Genomic DNA, 21,085 nt, shown 5'->3' on the forward strand with positions numbered 1-21,085 from the left:
TCAACGATTCGTCCGACACTTAACGCAACTTCAACGTCGCCAGCCCGACCAGCACCAACATCATGGTGATGATCCAGAACCGGACGACGACCTGGGTTTCCTTCCAGCCGCTGACCTCGAAATGGTGGTGCAGCGGCGCCATCTTGAATATCCGACGGCCTTGGCCGTAGCGCTTCTTGGTGTACTTGAACCAGCTCACCTGCAGGATCACCGACAGCGTCTCCACCACGAACACGCCGCCCATGATGAAAAGCACGATCTCCTGCCGCACGATCACGGCCATGGTGCCGAGCGCGCCGCCCAGCGCCAGCGCGCCGACGTCGCCCATGAACACCTGGGCCGGATAGGCGTTGAACCACAGGAAAGCCAGCCCGGCTCCGCCCAGCGCCGCGCAGATCACCATGAGCTCCGAAGCGCCCGGTATGTACGGGAACAGCAGGTACTTGGAATAATCGACCCGGCCGACCACGTAGGCGAACACGCCCAGCGCGGTTCCCACCAGCACGGTCGGCATGATGGCAAGCCCGTCGAGGCCGTCGGTCAGGTTGACGGCGTTGCTGCTTCCCACGATCACGGCCCACGTCAGGGCGATGAAGCCGATCACGCCCAGCGGATAGCTCACGCTCTTGAAGAACGGCACGATGAGGTCGGCCCGTTGCGGCAGGTGGTAGCCGAACCCGCCCGAAACCCAGTCGACCAGCAGCGACCAGGTGCCGGCCGCGTCCGGCGCCGAGATGGCGAAAGCCAGGTAGACCGAGGCCACCAGACCGATCAGCGTCTGCCAGAAGAACTTCTCGCGCGCCGGCATGCCCTCGGGATCGCGGCGCACGACCTTGCGATAGTCGTCCGACCAGCCGATCCAGCCGAAACCGAAGGTGACCAGCAGCACCACCCAGACGAAGCGGTTGCTCCAGTCCGCCCACAGCAGCGTGGAGACGCCGATGGCGATGAGGATGAGCGCGCCCCCCATGGTGGGCGTGCCGCTCTTGATCAAATGGGTCTCGGGACCATAGCTGCGCACGGCCTGGCCGATCTTGAGCGCGGTCAGTTTGCGGATCACCCACGGACCCGCGATCAGCCCGATGAGCAGCGCCGTCGCGCACGCGAGCACCGCGCGCAACGTGATGTAGCTGAACACCGAGAAAGCCCGGTAATCCTCCGATAACCATTGGGCCAGTTCAAGCAGCATGCTTATTATTACCAATAGAAGAATGATCCGACGGGAGGCCGGCCTGCAATGCCTGCACTACCCGCTCCATGCGCATGAAGCGCGAGCCCTTCACCAATACCGATGCGGGGTGGATCGCCATCACGGCAGGCGCCACCTGCTCGACCGCATCGGCATGCACGCCGCCGCCACCGAACGCCTGGGCGGTAGCCCGGGTGGCATCCCCCAGCGCGAACAGCGCATCGATGCCCCGCTCCTTCGCATATGCGCCGACCTCGGCATGCATGGCCGGCCCCTGGTCCCCCACTTCACCCATGTCCCCCAGCACGAGCGCGCGCGGTTGCGGCAGGCTCGCGAGCACGTCGATGGCGGCCCGGACCGAATCGGGATTGGCGTTGTAGGTATCGTCGATCAGCAACGCGCCGCCAGGGAGCCGATGGCGTTGCATGCGCCCCTTGACCGGCGCGAATTCCGCCAGGCCGCGCGCGATGGCGGCCAGGTCGATGCCTGCCGCCAGAGCGCAGGCGGCCGCTGCCAGCGCGTTGCGCACGTTGTGCATCCCGGCCGCGGCAAGGACGATCTCGACCTCGCCGTCGGGCGTGCTGAGCTGGAAGCGGGTCTCGAACGGATCGAGGCGGACGTCCCGCGCGCCCACCTCGACGTCGCCGCCCAGGCCGAAGCGCAGGCAGCGGCGGGTGCCGGCCAGCTCGACCCACACCGGCGTGTAAGGATCATCGCCCGGGAAGACGGCGATGCCGTCTGCGGCCAGCGCGGCGATGACGGCGCCGTTCTCGCGCGCCACGGCCTCGACGGTATGCATGAATTCCTGGTGCTCGCGCTGGGCGTTGTTGACCAGCGCCACCGTAGGCGCGGCAATGCGCGCCAGCTCGGCGATCTCGCCGGGATGGTTCATGCCCAGTTCGATCACCGCGCAGCGATGGGCATCGCGCAGCCGCATCAGCGTGAGCGGCACGCCGATCTCGTTGTTCAGGTTGCCTTGCGTGGCCAGGCGCCCCTCGGCGCCATGGCGCGCCGCGAAAATCGCGGCGATCATTTCCTTGGTGGTCGTCTTGCCGTTGCTGCCGGTCACGCCTACCACCGGAATGGCGAAACGGCCGCGCCAGGCAGCGGCAAGATCGCCCAGCGCGCGCCGGGTATCGGCCACCACGATCTGCGGCATGCCCGCATCTTCGACCGGACGTTGCACGACCGCAGCCACGGCGCCGGCATCCCGCGCGGCCCGCACGTAAGCATGGCCGTCGAAGCGCTCGCCGCTCAGGGCGACGAACAACTCGCCCCGGGCGACGTTGCGCGAGTCGCTGCCCACGCAGCCGAAAACCACGTAATCGGCACCCGTCTCGCCGTGCACGACGCCGCGCATGGCGCGCGCCGCGTCGGCCAGCGTCATCAGGCCCGCCGCAGCGGGATCGACGCGATAGGCGGCAAGGGCGAGTTCGGCCTGCTCGACATCGGAAAACGGATGGCGGACGCCGCCTATCTCCTGATAGGCCTCATGCCCCTTGCCCGCCACCAGGATGAGGTCTTCGGGGCCGGCCTGGAGCACGGCATCCCGGATGGCGCGCCCGCGGTCGGGATCGGTCCGCACGACGAAGCCCCGGGGCACGCCGGCCAGGATCTGGTCGATGATGGACTGGGGTGATTCGCCGCGGGGATTGTCGCTGGTTACGATGACCTGGTCGGCATGCGTGCATGCGACCTGCGCCATCTGCGGCCGCTTGCCGGGATCGCGGTCACCGCCGCATCCGAAAAGGCAGATGCGCCGGCCGCCACGGGCCTGGGCCACCGGCACCAGCGCCTCGAGCGCGCGCGCCAGGGCATCGGGCGTATGGGCGTAGTCGACCACCACGAGCGGGCCGCCTTCGCCGGGGCGGCGTCCCGCCACCGCGACAGCCTGTAGCCGGCCCGCCGCGGGTTGGGCCGACGAGAGCGCCGCCGACACGCGCTGGACGCTCCATCCCAGTTCGAAAAGCACACCCGCCATGGCCAGCAGGTTGGACACGTTGTGCTCGCCGAGCAGCGGTGTCGCGATCTGCACCGCGCGGCCCTGCCAGTTCAACGTGAACACCATGCCGTGCCCGGTCGCGTGCAGGTCGGAGGCGATGAGGGCGCGCGATCCCGCGGCCTGCGGCGCCGCATCGAGGCCATAGGTGGTCAGCGCCACCGGCCGGCTGCCGGCCTGCAGCGCGGCGATCAGCCGCCGGCCGGCCTCGTCGTCCTGGTTCACGACCGCAGCCGACACGCCTTGCCAGGAGAACAGCCGCGCCTTCTCGGCTTCGTAGGCGGCCATGTCGCCGTGGTAGTCCAGGTGATCGCGGGTAAGGTTGGTGAATACGGCGATGTCGACGTGCAGTCCGTCCAGGCGCCCTTCGGCGATCCCGATCGAGGACGCTTCGATCGCGACCGCCGCTACACCGTCCCGGCGCATGTCGGCCAGCGCCCGGTGCAGGGCCACGGCGTCCGGCGTGGTCAGGCCGGTGGCCAGCGAGCGCGAGCCGCCGTCGGAGGCAGGTATCTGTATGCCAAGCGTGCCGATCACGCCGCAAGGCATGCCGCCCGCCGTCAGCGCGTGGGCAAGCCATTGCGTGCAGGACGTCTTGCCGTTGGTGCCCGTCACGGCGATCACCCGCATGTCGCGGGACGGCTCGCCGTACCAGCCGGAGGCCACGGCGCCGAGCGCCGGCTTCAGGCTGGATACCGGCAGCGCCGGCACGCCGCGCTCGCCGAGGGTGCGCAGCAGCGCGGCCGTGCGCCCCGGGTCGGCATCGTCGAACACCACCGCGCTCGCCCCGCGATCGAGCGCCTGGCCGATGAAATCGCGGCCGTCGCTGCGCGCGCCGACATAGGCCAGGAAAATGTCGCCCGCCTGCACCGCCCGGGAATCCAGGCGCAAATGCGAACCTGGAGAGGCGTGCTGGCGCAGCCACTCCAGGATCGCGGAGGCGGGGGACGTTGCCGCCGTCACAGGCTGTCCTCCAGGGGATGCTCGGGAATGACGAGCGATTTGAACGGTGCGTCGGGCTCCACGCCGAGCATGCGCAGCGTGCCGCCGGTGATCTTGGAGAACGCCGGTCCGGCCACCGCGCCGCCGTAGATGCTGCCCACCGTGGGCTCGTCGATCATGACCGCCACCACGATGCGCGGATTGGAAACCGGCGCGAACCCGGCGAAGGACGCGACGTACTTGGACACGTACGCGCCGTTGACGATCTTGCGCGCGGTGCCGGTCTTGCCCGCCACGCGGTAGCCCATGACCTGCGCCTGCGAGGCCGTGCCGCCGGGGCCGACCACGGCCTCGAGCATCTGCCGCATGGTGCGCGCCGTCTTAGCCGAGTAGATGCGCGTGCCCGCGGGCGGACGCTCGGTCTTGAGGAAAGTCAGCGGCACGGTGTCGCCGTCGCGCGCGAAGGCGGTATAGGCATGGGCCATCTGCACCAGGGATACCGACAGGCCGTAGCCATAGGACATGGTGGCTTTTTCGATGGGCTTCCACTTGTCATAGGGGCGCAGCCTCCCCGCCACCGCGCCGGGGAAGTCGAGCTTGGGCGCCTGGCCCAGGCCCAGCTCGGTGTACTTCTCCCACATTTCCTTGTTTTCCAGGCGCTGCGAAATCAGGGTGGTGCCGATGTTGCTCGACTTCTGCACCACGCCGGCCACGTCCAGCTTGCCGTAGCCATGGGTGTCGCTGATGGTGCGGCCGTAGAAGTTCATGCGGCCGCCGCCGGTATCCACCACCGTCGAAGGCTGCACCCGGCCCAGGTCGAGCGCCAGCGCGATCGAGAACGGCTTGATCGTGGAACCCGGTTCGAAGGTATCGGTCAGCGCGCGGTTGCGCAGGCGGGCGCCGGTCAGCGTCTCGCGGTGGTTGGGGTTGTAGGTGGGCAGGTTCGCCAAGGCAAGGATCTCCCCGGTGCGCGTATCCACCACGATGGCGGCGCCGCCCTTGGCCTTGTGGCGCTCGACTGCTTCTTGCAACTGCGAAAACACTAGGTACTGCACTCGGGTATCGATGGACAGGGTCAGGTCGTGACCATTGGCCGGCGCACGAACCGCCTGTACGTCCTCGACTACCCTTCCCAGGCGGTCCTTGATGACCCGGCGGCTGCCAGGACGGCCTGCCAACTGGGAATTGTAGGCCAGCTCGATGCCTTCCTGCCCGCGGTCCTCGACGTTGGTGAAACCCAGCACATGGCCGAGCACCTCGCCCTCGGGGTAGTAGCGCAGCGTCTCGCGCTGCTGGTGGATACCATCCAGCCCAAGGGCCGCCACCTTCTCGGCCACCTCCACCGGCACCTGGCGCTTCAGGTAGACGAATGTCTTGTCCTCGTTGGCCAGCTTGCGCTGCAAGTCGCGCAACGGCGTGTCGAGCAGCTTGGCGAGCTCGGCCAGCTTGGAAGGAGGCGCCTTGACGTCCTCGGGGATCGCCCACACCGCGCGCGCCGGGATGCTGGATGCGACCACCACCCCGTTGCGGTCGGTGATCTTGCCGCGGGAAGCGGGCAGGACCAGCGTGCGCGCATAGCGCGACTCGCCCTGCTTCTGCAGGAACTCGTTCGACAATCCTTGCAGGTACAGGGCCCGGACCACCAGCGCCGCGAAGCCGGCGAACAGCAGGAACAGCACGAAACGCGACCGCCAGGCGGGCAGCTTCAGGTTCAGGACGGGGTTTTCGGACGAAAAACGCACGCGCTTCATCGTGCACCTCTCGCAGGGGGCTTGGGCGGCACGGGCACGCCCGGCGGGCCATAGGGCAGCAGGGCCGGGCCGGTCTGGGCGTCGCGCGATTGCGCCAGATAGATCGTGCGCGCCGGCGTGACCGGCTCCATCTTCAGCGTGGTGCGGGCCACACTGTCGATCAGCGCATGCTTGGCGTGGTCGGTCTGCTCGAGCTGCAGGCGGCGCCATTCGACGTCGAGGTCGCGCGCCACCGACTGGGCACGCTCCAATTCGACGAACAGGCTGCGCGCCTTGTACTGGCTGCTGACCAGCGATAGCGAGCAGCCGACCAAGGCGACTGTCAGGACGAAGAGCAGGCGCCCCATGTCGGCCTCCTTATGCGCAGGCGAAGGATTGGGCGCGCGGCGTGCGCGTCCGGGCCGGCTGGCGCCGCCGGCCGGCCGGCGCCTCGGGCATCTTCAGGAAAGCCCTGCCGCCCTCGGCCGGCAGGGCCACGTGCGTGCGCTCGGCCACACGCAGGACGGCGGAACGGGCGCGGGGATTGGCCTGGATTTCGGCTTCGCTGGGCAGGACGCGCCCCACCGAGGCCAGCACGGGCTGCGGCCGTTCGCTCTCGCGCAGCGGCAGCCTGGCGGTTTCGGCCCCCGGCCGCGAAGCTGCGGCAATGAACTGCTTGACGATGCGGTCCTCGAGCGAGTGGAAGCTGATCACCGCCAGCCGCCCGCCCGGAACCAGCAGGTCGAGCGCCGCCGCTAGCGCACGCGGGAGCTCTTCAAGCTCCTGATTGAGGTGAATCCGTATAGCCTGAAAGGTGCGGGTCGCTGGATGCTGACCCTTTTCCCTCGTGCGGACGGCACCAGCCACGACGTCGGCAAGCTCGCCTGTGGTCGTGATAGGCCGTTTCTCGCGGCTAGCTGCAATCGCCTTTGCAATCTGGAAAGCAAACCGTTCTTCACCATAGCGTGCTATGACCTCCCGCATGTCGTCGATGCTCGCGCGAGCGAGCCATTGCGCGGCGGTTTCGCCGCGCGTGGTGTCCATCCGCATATCGAGCGGGCCGTCGCGCATGAAGGAAAATCCGCGCTCCGCGTCGTCGATCTGCGGCGAAGAAATACCCAGGTCCATCATCAGGCCGTCGATCCGGTCGACCCCCAGCCGGGACAACTCGTCGGCCAGTTCGCCGAAGCCTTCGTGGACCACCGTCACCCGGCCATCCTGGTCGGCCAGCGCACGGGCCGCGGCAATCGCCTGCGGATCCTTGTCGAAGACCACCAGCCGCGCGTCCGGTCCGAGCCTCGCGAGCAACGCCCGGGAATGTCCGCCGCGCCCGAAAGTGGCGTCGACCCAGACCCCGGCGCCAACGCCGTCGGCGGGTACGGCCAACGCGTCTATCGTCGGCTCCAGCAGCACGGGCCGATGCAGGAATGGGGTCGTCACGGCGTCAGAAAGAAAACTGGTTCAGGACTTCGGGCATGCCCTGCGCCAGCATTTCCTGCTCGCGCTGGGCCAAAACGGCAGCGTCCCACAGCTCGAAGTGCGCGCCCAGGCCGAGCAGCATCACGTCGCGGTTCAGGGCGGCCGCGGTGCGCAATTCGGGAGCGATCAGGATGCGGCCCGCGTTGTCGAGCTCCACATCCTGGGCATTGCCCAGCAGCAACCGCTGTAGCGCGCGCGCCTGCATCGGAAATGCGGCGATCTGCTCGCGCTTCACCTCCCAGGTGGGACGGGGGTAGATCAGAAGGCAACCGTCCGGATGCCGAGTCAGGGTCAGGCGGCCTTCGGCCTGCGCCATGAGCGCGTCACGATGCCGGGTAGGGATCGAGACCCTTCCCTTCGCATCGAGCGTGAGCGCGCTGCTGCCCTGAAACACGACTCGTCACCCCACTTTTTTGCACAAAATTCTACTATTTCCCACTCTAAAGGAGCGCTCAAGCGGGGTCAAGCCGCTCCGGCCGGGTTTTTTCATAAGTAACAAGGACTTAGCCGCACTTCCTCAACATTCATATTGCGAAATATTCCATAAAATCAGTGCATTGGAATTTGAAGTGAAGGTAGCGTCTGAAGAAATCCGTGCCGCGGCGCCGCAAGGCGCGACAAGGTAACAAAACGCGAGACGTGATGCGGGGTTGAGGGTGGCCGGGGGCCGCGACTAGCGTATTCCTACGACTAGGCCCGGGTACGGGCCTTGGAAATAATGGGCTCCATAACGAGCGCGCATGCCGGTCACGGACAAGCGCCACAGGAGACGCCATGGAGCACGCTTGCATCGTCGGATGGAGCCATACCCCGTTCGGCCGCCTCGACGCCTTCGACCTCGAGCGGCTGATGGTCGATTCCGCGCATGCCGCGCTGGCCGACGCCGGCCTGCAGGCGCGGGACATCGATACCGTATTCGTGTCCCACTTCAACGCCGGCATGGTGCCCGACGGCTTCGTGTCCTCGCTGCCGTTCGGCGCCGACGAAGGCTTTCGCTTCAAGCCCGCCGTGCGGCTGGAGAATGCCTGCGCTTCCGGCTCGGCCGCGATCCATGCCGCGCTCGACGCCATCGGCGCCGGCCGCGCCCGCATCGCGCTGGTGGTGGGCGCCGAAAAAATGACCGCGGCCGACGGGCCCGCCGTCACCGCGGCCCTGGCGCGCGCCAGCCATTACCGGGACGAAGGCGCGCAAGGGATGACCTTTCCCGGCATCTTCGCCCGGATCGCGCGGGAGTACTTCGCCCGCCACGGCGACCACGGGGCCACACTGGCCCGCATCGCGGCCAAGAACCATGCGAACGGGGCGCGCAACCCGCTCGCCCACTTGCGCCGCGACCTCGGATTCGAGTTCTGCAACACGGTTTCCGAGCGCAACCCGCTCATCGCCGCCCCATTGCGAAAGACCGACTGCTCCACCGTGGCCGACGGCGCGGCGGCCCTGGTACTGGCCGCGGCCCCCCTGGCCCGCGAGTTCCGGCGCGCGGTCCGCTTTCGCGCGGCGGTGCAGGTCAACGATTTCCTGCCCATGTCCCGGCGCGACCCGGTGGCGTTCGAGGGCCCGCGCCTGGCCTGGCGGCGCGCGCTCGAAGAAGCCGGGGCGGACGTCGGCGACCTGGACCTGGCCGAGGTCCATGATTGCTTCACCATCGCCGAACTGCTCTGCTATGAAGCCATGGGGCTGGCCGAAACCGGCCAGGGCGCGCGCTGCGTCGAGGACGGCACCGTGGCGTTCGACGGCGCGCTGCCCGTGAATCCCTCGGGCGGCCTCAAGGCCAAGGGCCACCCGGTCGGCGCCACCGGCGTCTCCATGCATGTCATGGCCGCCAGGCAGCTATGCGGCGAGGCCGGCGCCATCCAGGTGCCGGGAGCCGGCCTGGCCGGCGTCTTCAACATGGGCGGCGCCGTCGTCGCCAACTACGTGAGCGTGCTCGAACGCGCCGCCTAGGGCCCAGGGAACGACGCCATGAATCTTGCCCAATTGCTCGCGCGCGCCGCCCGGGTCCATGGCGACCTGCCGGCCGTCTACCTCGGGACTTCCCTGCTGCACGACTACCGCGGCCTCGCGGCCCGCGCCGCCGCCATCGCGGGCGGCCTGCGCAACCGCGCCGGCCTGGCGTCCGGCGACCGCGTCGCGCTGTTCATGACCAACAGCCCGGAATATCTCGAGGCCATGTACGGCGCATGGTGGGCAGGCCTCGTCATCGTGCCGATTAACGCCAAGCTCCACCCCCGCGAGGCGGCATTCATCCTCGACCATGCGCAGGCGGGCGCGCTGTTCATCAGCCCGGAGCTGTCGGCCGGCCTGCTGCCCCTGCTGGGCAGCGCGCCTTCCGTACGCCACGTATTCGAAACGGGGACCGGCGGCTATCGCGCCCTCCTCGGCGCCGCCCCTCTTCCTCCGGCATCCCGCCGCCCCGAGGACCTGGCCTGGCTGTTCTATACCTCCGGCACCACGGGACGGCCCAAGGGCGTCATGCAGACGAACCGGATGCTGCTGGCGATGACGGCCTGCTATTTCTCGGATGTCGACGCGGTGGACGTCCGGGACGCCACGGTCTACGCCGCGCCCATGTCGCATGGCGCCGGCCTGTACAGCCTGCCGCACATGATGGCCGCGGCGCGCCACGTGATCCCGGAGTCGGGAGCCTTCGACCCGGCGGAACTGGCCGGCCTGGCGCGCGGACTGGACCGGCTGTCTATGTTCGCCGCCCCAACCATGGTCAAGCGGCTGGTGTCCCGCATCGAGTCGGCGGGCGACGATCCGGCCGGCTTCAAGACCATCGTCTATGGCGGCGGCCCCATGTACGTCGAAGACATCAGGAACGCGCTCGCGGTCATGGGCGACCGTTTCGTGCAGATCTACGGCCAGGGCGAATCGCCCATGACGATCACCGCGCTATCGCGCCGCCAACTGGCCGATCGCGGCCATCCGCGCTGGCCGGCCCGGCTGGCCTCGGTGGGCGTGGCCCAGTCGCAAGTCGAGGTTCGCGTGGCCGATGCCCACGGCGCGCCGCTGCCGGCCGGGGAGATCGGCGAAGTCCAGGTCCGCGGCGACGTGGTCATGGGCGGGTACTGGCGCGACCCGGACGCCAGCGCCAGGACGCTGCGCGGCGGATGGCTGTGGACGGGCGACGTCGGCCTCATGGACGACGAGGGCTTTCTCACCCTCAAGGACCGCTCCAAGGACGTCATCATATCGGGGGGCTCCAACATCTACCCGCGGGAAATCGAAGAGGTCCTGCTTACCCACCCCGGCGTGGCCGAAGTGGCCGTGGTCGGTGCGCCCGACCCGGAATGGGGCGAAGAGGTCGTGGCCTTCGTCGTCCCGCGCAACGGGCCCGAACCGACGCAGGCCGAGCTCGATCGCCTGTGCCTGGCGCACATCGCCCGCTTCAAGCGGCCCAAGCGCTATCGCTTTGTCGACGCGCTACCCAAGAACAACTACGGCAAGGTCCTGAAAACCGAGCTCAAGGCCGCGCTCGCCGGCCGGAATGAGCCGACACCTCCCAAGGAGACGACATGAAGACCACTCTTGCAAGCATGCTCGGCCGGGGCGCGCTGGCGCTCGCGGTCGGCGCCGCCTGGCCGGCCCACGGCGCCGAAAAGGCCTACCCGTCCCATCCGGTCCGGGTGATCGTGCCATTCGCCCCCGGCACCTCGCCCGACGTGGTCATACGCATCGTCGGCCAGAAACTGGGAGACATCTGGGGCCAGCCGCTGATCGTGGAGAACCGCCCGGGCGCAGGGGGCGGCATCGGCGCGGCGGCTGTCGCGCAGGCCCAGCCCGACGGCTACACCGTGCTCTACACCGTCAACTCGGTGCTGTGCGCGAATCCGCACCTCTACGCCAAGCTCGGCTACGACCCCTTCAAGAGCTACGCCCCGGTGTCGCTGATGGTCAACCTGGGCTACGTGCTGCTCGCCCGGAATGAACTGCCAGCCCGCAATGTGGCGGAACTCATCGCCTACGCGAAGAAGAACCCGGGCAAGCTCACCTACGGTTCGGCCGGCAACGGCTCGGGCAACCACATCGTGATGGAGCTGCTGACCAGCATGACCGACACCCCCATGCTGCACGTGCCCATGAATACCAACAAGGTGCTGGCCCTGCTGAGCGGTCAGATCGACCTGGCCATGGAGCCCTACACCAATGGCGTGGCCGCCGCCCGGGAAGGCAAGGTCCGTCCTCTCGCGGTGACTCTGGCCAAGCGTACCGGGAACCTGCCCGACGTGCCGACCATAGGCGAAACGGTGCCTGGCTACGTGGCCGATGCCTGGCACGGGTTGTTCGCACCGGCCGGCACGCCGCCCGAGGTGGTCGACAGGCTCAGCGCCGACATCGCCCGCGTGCTGGCCATGCCCGACGTACGCGAACGCCTGGCCACGGCCAGCCTGGAGCCGGTAGGATCGACCCCGGCCGAGCTCGGCGCGATCCTGCGCCGCGACTACGAAAAATGGGGCGCGGTCATCCGCAACGCGAACATCCGGCTGGACTGAGCGGCCGCGGATGACGCGGCCAGGACCCCGAGAACCCGAAGGAGACGACATGACGACATCCACCGCCAAGTGGCGCTACACCAAGGGCCTGCACGACCTGGGCAACGGCCTGCACGCCTACCTCGTGCCCGACGGCAGCTGGGGCTGGTCCAACGCCGGCCTCATATCCGACGGCGGCGAATCGCTGCTGGTCGATACCTTGTTCGACCTGCCCCTGACCGCCGAAATGCTGGCCAGCATGCGCGACGCCGTACCCGCCGCCAAGCGGATCGGCGCGCTGGTCAACACCCACGGCAACGGCGACCACACCTTCGGCAACCAGTTGCTGGAAGGCTCGCGCATCATCGCCTCCAACGGCTGCGTGGAAGATATGAAGCACCGGCCGCCCGAGCAGTATCTCGACTGGCAGAAGGACTGGCCCAACATGGGCATGGCCGGCAAATTCTGGCAGGAGGTCATCGGCTCGCGGTTCGACTTCAGCGGCATCCGCCTCACGCTGCCGACCGAGACCTTCGACCATCGGATGGACCTCACGGTGGGCGACAAGGAAGTCCAGCTGATCGAGGTCGGACCGGCCCACACCCGCGGCGACGTGCTGGTCTACGTGCCCAAGGACCGCGTCGTCTTCACCGGCGACATCATGTTCGTGGGCGGGCACCCGGCCATCTGGACGGGGCCCGTCTCGAACTGGATCGCCGCCTGCGACCGCATGCTGGGCTGGGACGTGGAAACCATCGTGCCCGGCCACGGCCCCATTACCGACAAGGCCGGCGTGCGGGACTTCCGCGACTACCTGGTCTACCTGCTGGCCGAGTCCCGCAAGTGCTTCGAGGCCGGCATGTCGTTCGAGCAGGCGGTGGACGCCATCTCGATGGACCGCTGGGCGGCCTGGGGCGAGGAAGAGCGCCTGTGCGTGAACGTCTACGCCTGCTACCGCGAGATCTCCGGCGACGCCCTGCCCAAGCCCAACGTCCTGGACATGCTGGCCCTGATGGGCAAGCGCCACTTCGCCCGCAAGCAGCACGCCTGCGGACACGAACACTGCGACGGGAACCACTGATGAAACTGGCCACTTTCCTTGCCGCGGACGGCACGCCCCACATCGGCGCGCTGCTGCCTGACCAATCCGCGGTCTCCGATTTCACGGCGGGCGACGCCGCCCCCTACTTCCGCAGCATGCTGGACCTGATCGATGGCGGTGCGCCCGCGCTCGACCACGCGCGAGCGCTCGCGGCCAGGCCCGCCGCCACCCTTCCCGTTGCAGGCCTGGCCCGGCTGGCCCCGCTGCCGCAGCCGCGGCGGCTGAGGGATTGCCTGTGCTTCGAGACCCACTTCCGCCAGTCGCGCGCCAATCGCCACCTGTTCGGCATCGGCACGCGGCGGCTGGATCCGGCCTCGATCGAGCTGCCGCGCGTCTGGTACGAGCGCCCTATCTATTACAAGGGCAATCCGTTCAGCGTGGTGGGCGACGGCGCCGACGTCCACTGGCCGTCCTATTCCCAGGTCATCGACTACGAGCTCGAGATCGGCGTCGTCACCGCTCGCGGCGGCAAGAACATTCCCGCTTCCGAGGCCGCCTCCTGCATCTTCGGCTACACCATCTTCAATGATTTCTCGGCGCGCGACGCGCAGTACGCCGAAATGCAGGGCGGCCTGGGACCCGCCAAGGGCAAGGACTTCGACACGGGCAATGCCATGGGGCCGTGGCTGGTCACCGCGGATGAAATCGCCGACCCGCAGGCGCTCACCATGGTCACGCGGGTGAACGGCGAGGAATGGTCGCGGGGCAATTCGCGCGACATGCATCACACCTTCCTGGACATCATCGCCTATGTGTCGGCCGACGAAACCCTGTACGCGGGCGAGGTGCTGGGGTCGGGGACGGTGGGAGGCGGCTGCGGCAACGAGCTCGGCCGCTTCCTGAAGGACGGGGACGTGCTGGAACTGGAGGTCAGCGGGCTGGGCACGCTGCGCAACCGCATCGTGGCGCCGCACGTGCCGACGCCGCCGCCGTTTCCCATTCGCATCCCCGTCTAGCGACACCCGGCGCCTGGCCTCGGGGTGGTGTCAGGGCCCGACCGGCAGGCCCAGCATGCGCGAGATGAGCTCCCCGACCGTCTTGGCCTCGAGCTTGCGCATGAGGCGCAAGCGATAGGTCTCGACGGTACGGGGGCTCAGCGAAAGGTCCCGGGCGATCTGCTTGCTGGTGCGGCCGGCCAGTATCAGGGCCGAGATTTCCCGTTCGCGAGGCGTCAGCGCCATGCCCAGAGGGCGCCGCACCCGCAGGTCCTCGAACACCCATATGGCGCACGCGTAGGGCTGGTCGGGCTCCACCGGCTGGCCGGACACCGCGCACCAGAACATCTCGCCGTTGCGGTGGAGCATGATGCGCTCGTCGCGGTGGATGCCCTCGGCCAGCATGCTGCGCACGCCGCGCGCGCCGATGTCCTCGTATTCCGCGTGCGAGGGATACAGCATTTCGGTGGTATGGCCGAGCAGTTGCTGGGAACTGTAGCCGAACATGTTGGCGAAGGCGCGGTTGCAGCGCTCGATGACGCGCTCGCGCGTGACCAGGAGGCCCACCGGGGCCAGCTCGAACGCGAGGTCGGACAGCGTGGAAGCAAGCGGGGTCATGTGCTCGACGTGCGGGCCCAGGCCGCGCGGCCTCGTGCCACGGCCGGCGCCCCGAGCCGGGTGTTTCCGATGACCGCTTTGTACAACACCTGGCCGCGCCCGGCGACGAGGGATTTACCCCGAAGACGGGCGGCTCAGGCATGGGAATGGAGACAAAGCAGATCGATAGGCCGGATTCTGTACACGGGTCGCCCCGCGGGCAGTCATTCCTCTAGGCCGCCCGTTGCCGGACGGCTCAAGCCACCTACCCGCATGCTCGGACGGACCGCCCTGTGCGACCGAAGCCGCGCGCATGCCTATTTGGTGTTGCTCCGGATGGAGGTTGCCGCGTTTCACCCTGCAACGACTCGCCGCGGCATTGCCGCGCGAACGGCACGGAAGTAGCCGTGCCGGTGCGGAAAGATCCGCCCTCGCCGCAGACTCGTCTCTGTGGCCCTGTTCCTCGGCTTCGCGCCGCGCGCTTGCGCCCGCGGCGATCGCCGGACGGCCGTTAGCCGCCATCCTGTCCTGTGGAGTCCGGACCTTCCTCGGCGCCCAAGGGCACCGCGACTGCCTGATCTGCTCTGCCTTTCTATTTTACCGCTGGCGGCTGCGCCCGGGGCGGAAAACTTCCTTGTCGTCGTAGAACCCCGGCGCGGTATTGTCCGGCCACCAGCCCGGCAGGCCGAGCACCGGCAGGGGGCAGAGGTCGCGCGTGTTGAAGAAGGGCCAGTTGTCCAGCCAATCCGCCACCAGCCGGTCGACGGTCGCCCGGCGCTGGTGCGGCGAAGCGCGGAAGTACGAATCGTCGACCGGAATAATGAGCGTATGCGCGGTGATCGACTTGTAGGGCCGCACCAGCTTTTCCAGCAGGCCGTGCCCGACCGCCCAGGGTTCGGTCTGCATCAGGGTCGCGGTGCGGCGCTCGATGAACAGCGTGCGCCAGTCGAAGCGGCGCAGCGCCTGCGCCAGGTCGTCGCTGGAGCAGGCCAGCACCAGGCCGTTTTCGTCGAATACCGTGACCGCGTCCCGTAGCGGGCCCCGGCCCGTTGCCGCGCTGGCGGACTTCTTCAGCGCCCGGGCCTGCATCGCGTTCAGGCGCGCCTTGATCTGCGGAAAGGCGAACCAGACCAGGCCGTTGAAAAGGTCATGCAGATTATCCCGGGTGGGCACCCGGCCAGTTTGATGGATATGCGTCTCGTAAGCCCGGCCCTCGGGCAGGTCCGAGGGAGGAACGAACAACAGCGACTTGCCCGAGGCCAGCCGCATGCGGCCGCCGCGCGCCCCGCCTCCGGCCTCGCCCGCGGTCAGCAGCCGGTTCAGGCTGTCGCATAACGGTTCGCCGCTCCCGCGCGCGAGCATTTCGCCCTTGTGAGCGATGCCGGCGAACCAGGGCTGCCCCCAGTCGATGGGGCTCAGGTCGAGACCCGCCACGGCAGGGTCTCCCCGCCGGCCAGGGGCACGATGGTTTGCTGGCCGAAAGGCAATTCATCGGGAATGCGGAACGGCTCGCGCACCAGCGTAAGCGTGCCGGTATTGCGAGGAAGGCCGTAGAAATCGGGACCGTGGAAGCTCGCGAACGCTTCCAGCGCATCCAGCTTGCCGGCATCGTCGAACGCCTTCGCGTAGAGCTCCATCGCGTGCAGTCCGGTGAAGCAACCGGCGCATCCGCAAGCATGTTCCTTCAGGCCACGCGCATGCGGAGCGCTGTCGGTGCCGAGGAAAAAACGGGGGTTGCCGCTGGTGGCCACGTCCACCAGGGCCTGGCGGTGGGTCTCGCGCTTGAGCACCGGCAGGCAGTACCAGTGGGGGCGCATGCCGCCCTGGAACAGGGCATTGCGGTTGTACAGCAGGTGCTGCGGCGTGATCGTCGCCGCGATGGGACCTTCGGCGTCGCGCACGTACTGCGCGGCATCGGCAGTGGTGATGTGCTCGAACACCACCTTCAGGCCGGGAAACGCGCGGCGCAGCGGGATCATGACCCGATCGATGAAAGCCTTCTCGCGATCGAATACGTCGATGGCAGGATCGGTGGCTTCCCCGTGCGTCAGGAGCGGCATGCCGATCCTCTCCATCGCTTCCAGCACTTTCGCGCAGCGGCCGAGCAGGTCGGTCACGCCGGCGTCCGAATTCGTGGTTGCCCCCGCGGGATAGAGCTTCACCGCGTGCACCGCCCCCGACTCGCGCGCGCGGGCGATTTCGTCGGGCGCGGTATTGTCGGTCAGGTAGAGCGTCATCAGCGGCGTGAACGCCACCGCGTCCGCCCCGCTCTTGCCCAGCGCCGCCAGGATCCGCTCGCGATAGGCCAGCGCTTGCGCCGTCGTGGTGACGGGCGGCTTGAGGTTGGGCATGACGATGGCCCGGGCGAACTGCCGCGCCGAATGGCCGACGACGGCTTCGAGCGCCTCGCCGTCGCGCAGGTGCAGGTGCCAATCGTCGGGGCGGGTGATGGTGAGCGTGGAAGTAGTCATAGAAGGATTTTACCTCCCTCGGCGCAAGGGACGCCCCCCCTAGCGCTTCGCGCGTCCCCCTCAAGGGGGCGGCGCTGGCGGACCGGCAGGGGGGCCCTCCATACTGGGCGCGCGTCAGCGCGTAGGGGGGCCAGTCTTAGAGGGGCTCAGTCCACCACCGGCATGCTCCGCTCGACGAGCGAAGCCATGATCCCCGCGCCGAGCGGGATCACGGCATCGTTGAAGTCGTAGTTGCTGTTGTGCAGGAAGCAGCCGCTTTCGGCGCCACCCTGCCCCAGCCGGAAATACGCCCCGGGCCTGCCTTGCAGCATGAACGAGAAATCCTCGGCGCCCATCGACGGCGTCAGGTCGCGGATAACGTTTTCCTTGCCCAGCATGGCGGTGGCCACGTCCGCGACGAAATTGGCCTCGCGCGGAGTATTGATCGTGGCGGGATAGATGCGCTCGTACTTGAGCGTGGCCGTGGCGCCGAAGGCCGCCGCAATGGAGGTCGAGAGCTCGCGCAGCCGGGTCTCGACCATCTCTTGCACGGTTCGGCGGAAGGTCCGGACGGTGCCCACCAGCCGGGCCTCGCGCGGGATCACGCTCATCGCGCCCGGATGCCCTGCCTGCACCGAACAGATGGACACCACGGCCGAATCGAGCGGGTTCACATTGCGCGCGACGATGGACTGCGTGGCGGTGATGATCTGGCCCGCCACCACCACCGGATCGATGGTCAGGTAAGGGTGGGCGCCATGGCCGCCGCGTCCCTCGATCACGATCTCGAAGCGGTCGGAAGCCGCCATCATCGGGCCGGGATTGATGCCCACCTTGCCGGCGGGCAGGCCCGGCCAGTTGTGCAGTGCGTAGATTTCGTTACAAGGAAAGATATCGAACAGGCCGTCTTCCATCATGGCGCGCGCACCGCCCAGCCCTTCCTCGGCTGGCTGGAAGATCAGCACGGCGGTGCCGTCGAAATTGCGGGTCTTGGCCAGATAGCGGGCCACGCCCAGCAGGATCGCCGTATGGCCGTCATGGCCGCAGCCATGCATCAGGCCCGGCTTGCTGGATCGGTGGTCGAAGGCGTTGTCCTCGGTCATGGGCAGCGCGTCCATGTCGGCGCGCAGGCCGATCATGCGTCCGCTGTCGCAGCGGCGGCCCCGGATCACGCCCACCACGCCGGTCTTGCCTATCCCCCGGTGCACTTCCACGCCCAGCAGCTCCAAGGCCTTGGCCACGATGCCCGAGGTGCGCACCTCTTCGAATCCGAGCTCGGGATGCGCGTGCAGGTCGCGCCGCAGCAGCGTCAGATCATCGTGAAACTTGCGTATTGCTTCCAGCGGCGAACGCAGCGCCACCCCAGCTTCCATTCCTGCTCTCCGGTCCTGCGGCCGCCGGAACGCGGCCCGAATATCAATCGATAACCGGACCGTCCGGGAGTTCCCCCAGGGCTGTCCGACTTGGTGTCAAAAGCTGAATGTCCCCATACCAGCTCTCGGCATAACCCCGGGTGTTGTCGGTGTCGGTCATGACGCCGACGCCGATCAGCGTGCCGGGCGCCTCGCCGAACAGCTCGGTGTAGTCCTGCACGTAGTTGCGTTCGTAGTCGAGCCATCGGCCCACGCCCTCGGGACCGGATTCGACCACCTTCAGGCGGACCCGCGAACTATGGGCATTGACCAGGGTGGCCCCGACCGGCAGCCGGGTGTCCCACGTATAGATCAGCGTGGCATAAGGGACTTCGCGTCCGAGCAGCATGCGCGCGGTCTCGGCCAGCATCTGCTCGCGCAGCGGCAGCTTGCGCCAATCGCCGTCGAACGCCAGCACCAGGCGCACCGGCGCGTCCTCGGTTTCGGGGCGGGAACTGTCCGCCCGTTCGATCATGGCATCCGTGCGCCAGGACCAGCGCACATAAGGCGCGTCGACGGCCGGCAAGCCAAGAGGCACCCACATGCCGCTGGCGGCCGATTGCGCCACCGCATGCAAGACGGGGCGGTCTTCGCCCTCGATCCGGGCGCGGGTGATCTGGTAGCGGGTACGGACCTTGTCCGGCCGGATGATCCAGGGCCGCCAGCCTGCGGGCGGTTCGCCCACGGCGGACACCGATTGTGACAACACCAGCGCGGCGGCGCCGTCCACCGGCGGGACCTCCGCCGTCGCCTCCCGGTCCGCGGAGGGGCTGGCGCAAGCCGCCAACAAAGCGGCGGCAGCCAGCAAAACGGTCGAAAACCGGAAACAAGGCGGAACGGATACGGACATCGGCAAGCGCGCCCCGGCGCTGGGGAAGACGGCGATGCGACCATTCTACCGGGCGTATCGCCCCGGGAAGCGTTGCATACCCGTCGAAAACCCCAGGGAAACGCCGTTTCTGTTGGAATTTTGTTGTGACTTTGCCCAGCAAGGCGATATGCTGCGCTCGCGGGGTTATTCCGCAGTTCTGGAGTCTGCCTCTCGCGCACTGCGGTGTGGCCCTGCTAACGATCTGACGATTGAACCCTTTTTAGGAGTACAGCATGGCCACAGCCAAAAAGGCGCCGGCAAAGAAAGCCGCGCCCGCCAAGAAAGCCGCTCCGGCTAAGAAAGCCCCGGCTGCCAAGAAAGCCGCCCCGGCCAAGAAGGCCGCGACCAAGGCTCCCCGCAAGGTCAACGCCGCTTTCCTCAAGCCCATGACCCCCAGCGCGACGCTGGCCGCCATCATCGGCCCGGCCCCGCTGCCGCGCACGGAAGTCACCCGCAAGGTCTGGGAATACATCAAGAAGCACAAGCTGCAGGATCCCAAGGCCAAGCGCAACATCAACGCCGACGCCAAGCTCAAGGAGCTCTTCGGCAAGCCCAGCGTCGACATGTTCGAGTTGACCAAGATCGTCAACGCGCACCTGAAGTAAAGAGGCCGCCCCGGTTCGCGGGGCTCCATCGGGCGCCCGGCCGGATCGGTCCGGGCGCCTTGTTTTTCAGCGTCCGCCGCGTATCACGAGTATCTGCCCCTGCCCGGCGTCGGTCAGCAGATACAGCTCTCCCGACGGCCCCGCCACCACGTGGCGTATGCGGCGCCCCATGTCGGTCAGCAGGCGCTCCTCGCGCACCACTTTTTGCCCGTCCATCTGCAGGCGTATCAAGGCCTGCCCGCTCAACGCACCGGTGAAGACGCTGCCGTTCCATCCGGGGATGGCCTGGCTGGTGTAGAACGCCAGGCCGCTGGGCGAGACCGACGGCACCCAGCTGTAGAGGGGCGGCTCGAATCCCGGCGGCGAGGCCTCCTCGCCGATCTTGCCCCCGCCGTATTCTTCGCCATAGGTATAGCGCGGCCAGCCGTAGTTCTTCCCGGCGCGCACGACATTCAGCTCGTCGCCGCCCTGCGGCCCATGTTCGACCAGCCACAGTTCGCCCGTGCGCGGGTGCAGCGCCGCGCCTTGGGGGTTGCGGTGGCCGAGCGACCAGATCTCGGGCAATGCCTTCTTGTCACTGGTGAAGGGGTTGTCCGAGGGGACACTGCCATCGTCGTTGATCCGCACGACCTTGCCATGGTGCGTGTCCAAACCCTGAGCGTCCGGCCGCGTCCTGCGGCTGGAGCGCTCGCCAAGGGTGACGAACAGCTTCCCATCGCGCGCGAAGACCAGGCGCGAGCCGAAATGCAGGGTGCTGGCGAACTTGGGCGCCTGGCGGAAGACGACCCTGGAATCGGCAAAGCGCCATCGATCGCCGTCCTGCACCAGCTTGCCGCGCGCCACGGCCGTGCTGTTGCCCCCCTCGCCCGCTTCGGCGTAGCTCAGGTAGACGAGCCCGTTGCGCGCGAAGTCCGGATGCAAGACCACGTCCAACAGCCCCCCCTGGCCGCGGGCGTCGACCTTGGGTGTCCCGCTTACCGGGGGGGACAGCTCGCCGCTCGGGGACACCACCCGCAACCGGCCCGGACGTTCGGTCACCAGCGCCCCGCCGTTGGGCAGCAAGGCCAGGCCCCACGGATGCTCCAGGCCTTCGGCCCAGGTCGAAACCGTCACCCCTGCCGGCAACGCCGCCCTGGCCATCGGCACATCCTTGCCCGGCCTGACCGGCTGCGCCTGCGCGGCACCCGCTCCCGCGATGAGCGCCGCCACGCACCAGGCCATGCAACACACTCGTAGCTTCATGTCGTTCTCCTTGCCCGCGATTCGGATCTTGACCGGAAACCGGCGCCGGCGTTCCCG

General features: G+C 68.1%; 18 protein-coding genes and 1 other RNA gene. 6 read left to right on the top strand and 13 right to left on the bottom strand.

Features of this window, described 5'->3' with window-relative positions; genetic code table 11:
• Positions 1 to 19: 19 nt before the first annotated feature.
• From mraY to mraZ, 6 genes are read right to left on the bottom strand one after another with little or no spacing between them, the layout of a single operon-like run.
• The gene (mraY, locus tag CDO44_RS20670; RefSeq protein ID WP_087782176.1) at positions 20 to 1,189 is read right to left on the bottom strand and encodes a phospho-N-acetylmuramoyl-pentapeptide-transferase; all 1,170 of its coding nucleotides are present in this window, start codon (positions 1,187 to 1,189) and stop codon (positions 20 to 22) included.
• Positions 1,179 to 4,151, bottom strand: coding sequence for a bifunctional UDP-N-acetylmuramoyl-L-alanyl-D-glutamate--2,6-diaminopimelate ligase MurE/UDP-N-acetylmuramoyl-tripeptide--D-alanyl-D-alanine ligase MurF (gene murF / locus CDO44_RS20675; RefSeq protein ID WP_087782177.1), 2,973 nt, complete (start codon positions 4,149 to 4,151; stop codon positions 1,179 to 1,181). Before murF ends, mraY begins: the two co-directional genes overlap by 11 nt.
• Positions 4,148 to 5,881 (bottom strand): penicillin-binding protein 2, encoded by a 1,734-nt coding sequence (locus CDO44_RS20680; RefSeq protein ID WP_087782178.1) that lies wholly within the window; start codon positions 5,879 to 5,881, stop codon positions 4,148 to 4,150. The genes murF and CDO44_RS20680 overlap by 4 nt, the downstream gene beginning before the upstream one ends.
• Positions 5,878 to 6,228 (bottom strand): cell division protein FtsL, encoded by a 351-nt coding sequence (ftsL, locus tag CDO44_RS20685; protein ID WP_087782179.1) that lies wholly within the window; start codon positions 6,226 to 6,228, stop codon positions 5,878 to 5,880. The genes CDO44_RS20680 and ftsL overlap by 4 nt, the downstream gene beginning before the upstream one ends.
• Positions 6,229 to 6,238: 10 nt before the next feature.
• Positions 6,239 to 7,300, bottom strand: a complete 1,062-nt coding sequence (gene rsmH, locus CDO44_RS20690) for a 16S rRNA (cytosine(1402)-N(4))-methyltransferase RsmH (RefSeq protein ID WP_087782180.1) — start codon at positions 7,298 to 7,300, stop codon at positions 6,239 to 6,241.
• 4 nt (positions 7,301 to 7,304) lie between these two features.
• Positions 7,305 to 7,733, bottom strand: coding sequence for a division/cell wall cluster transcriptional repressor MraZ (gene mraZ, locus CDO44_RS20695; protein WP_087782181.1), 429 nt, complete (start codon positions 7,731 to 7,733; stop codon positions 7,305 to 7,307).
• Positions 7,734 to 8,113: 380 nt separating this feature from the next.
• Between mraZ and CDO44_RS20700 the strand changes: the two genes are divergently transcribed.
• The 5 genes from CDO44_RS20700 to CDO44_RS20720 are packed head-to-tail and all read left to right on the top strand — an operon-like array spanning position 8,114 to position 13,872.
• Positions 8,114 to 9,283 carry an acetyl-CoA acetyltransferase gene (locus CDO44_RS20700; RefSeq protein WP_087782182.1) on the top strand — a complete coding sequence of 390 codons (1,170 nt, stop codon included), beginning with the start codon at positions 8,114 to 8,116 and terminating at the stop codon, positions 9,281 to 9,283.
• Between the two features lie 18 nt (positions 9,284 to 9,301).
• A complete protein-coding gene (locus CDO44_RS20705; RefSeq protein ID WP_087782183.1) occupies positions 9,302 to 10,861 on the top strand; it encodes a class I adenylate-forming enzyme family protein in 1,560 nt (519 codons plus the stop codon).
• Positions 10,858 to 11,835 carry a tripartite tricarboxylate transporter substrate binding protein gene (locus CDO44_RS20710; protein WP_087782184.1) on the top strand — a complete coding sequence of 326 codons (978 nt, stop codon included), beginning with the start codon at positions 10,858 to 10,860 and terminating at the stop codon, positions 11,833 to 11,835. The genes CDO44_RS20705 and CDO44_RS20710 overlap by 4 nt, the downstream gene beginning before the upstream one ends.
• Before the next feature lie 49 nt (positions 11,836 to 11,884).
• Entirely contained in the window at positions 11,885 to 12,895 is a 1,011-nt protein-coding gene (locus CDO44_RS20715; RefSeq protein WP_087782185.1) for an MBL fold metallo-hydrolase, read from the top strand.
• Positions 12,895 to 13,872: a fumarylacetoacetate hydrolase family protein gene (locus CDO44_RS20720; protein ID WP_087782186.1), complete on the top strand. Its 978-nt coding sequence runs from the start codon at positions 12,895 to 12,897 to the stop codon at positions 13,870 to 13,872. Before CDO44_RS20715 ends, CDO44_RS20720 begins: the two co-directional genes overlap by 1 nt.
• Before the next feature lie 30 nt (positions 13,873 to 13,902).
• Here the strand turns inward: CDO44_RS20720 and CDO44_RS20725 are convergent, their stop codons facing one another.
• The 6 genes from CDO44_RS20725 to CDO44_RS20750 all read right to left on the bottom strand — a co-directional run bounded on the left by CDO44_RS20725 (position 13,903) and on the right by CDO44_RS20750 (position 19,040).
• Complete coding sequence (locus CDO44_RS20725) at positions 13,903 to 14,469, bottom strand: LuxR C-terminal-related transcriptional regulator (protein WP_087782187.1); 567 nt, start codon at positions 14,467 to 14,469, stop codon at positions 13,903 to 13,905.
• Between the two features lie 150 nt (positions 14,470 to 14,619).
• Positions 14,620 to 15,034: RNase P RNA component class A (gene rnpB / locus CDO44_RS20730), an RNA gene on the bottom strand.
• Positions 15,035 to 15,045: 11 nt separating this feature from the next.
• Positions 15,046 to 15,882 (bottom strand): DUF3025 domain-containing protein, encoded by an 837-nt coding sequence (locus CDO44_RS20735; protein ID WP_233146292.1) that lies wholly within the window; start codon positions 15,880 to 15,882, stop codon positions 15,046 to 15,048.
• The gene (pyrC, locus tag CDO44_RS20740) at positions 15,864 to 16,919 is read right to left on the bottom strand and encodes a dihydroorotase (protein ID WP_087782188.1); all 1,056 of its coding nucleotides are present in this window, start codon (positions 16,917 to 16,919) and stop codon (positions 15,864 to 15,866) included. Before pyrC ends, CDO44_RS20735 begins: the two co-directional genes overlap by 19 nt.
• A gap of 146 nt (positions 16,920 to 17,065) precedes the next feature.
• A complete protein-coding gene (locus CDO44_RS20745; protein ID WP_087782213.1) occupies positions 17,066 to 18,259 on the bottom strand; it encodes a M20 aminoacylase family protein in 1,194 nt (397 codons plus the stop codon).
• 55 nt (positions 18,260 to 18,314) lie between these two features.
• Positions 18,315 to 19,040 carry a DUF3047 domain-containing protein gene (locus CDO44_RS20750; protein WP_158213363.1) on the bottom strand — a complete coding sequence of 242 codons (726 nt, stop codon included), beginning with the start codon at positions 19,038 to 19,040 and terminating at the stop codon, positions 18,315 to 18,317.
• Between the two features lie 374 nt (positions 19,041 to 19,414).
• Between CDO44_RS20750 and CDO44_RS20755 the strand changes: the two genes are divergently transcribed.
• A complete protein-coding gene (locus CDO44_RS20755) occupies positions 19,415 to 19,786 on the top strand; it encodes an SWIB/MDM2 domain-containing protein (protein ID WP_087782190.1) in 372 nt (123 codons plus the stop codon).
• A 66-nt stretch (positions 19,787 to 19,852) separates the two neighbouring features.
• Here the strand turns inward: CDO44_RS20755 and CDO44_RS20760 are convergent, their stop codons facing one another.
• A complete protein-coding gene (locus CDO44_RS20760) occupies positions 19,853 to 21,028 on the bottom strand; it encodes a PQQ-dependent sugar dehydrogenase (protein ID WP_233146293.1) in 1,176 nt (391 codons plus the stop codon).
• Positions 21,029 to 21,085 lie beyond the last annotated feature (57 nt).

The organism is Pigmentiphaga sp. NML080357 (assembly GCF_002188465.1).
In the GTDB taxonomy this organism is placed as follows: Bacteria; Pseudomonadota; Gammaproteobacteria; order Burkholderiales; family Burkholderiaceae_B; genus Pigmentiphaga.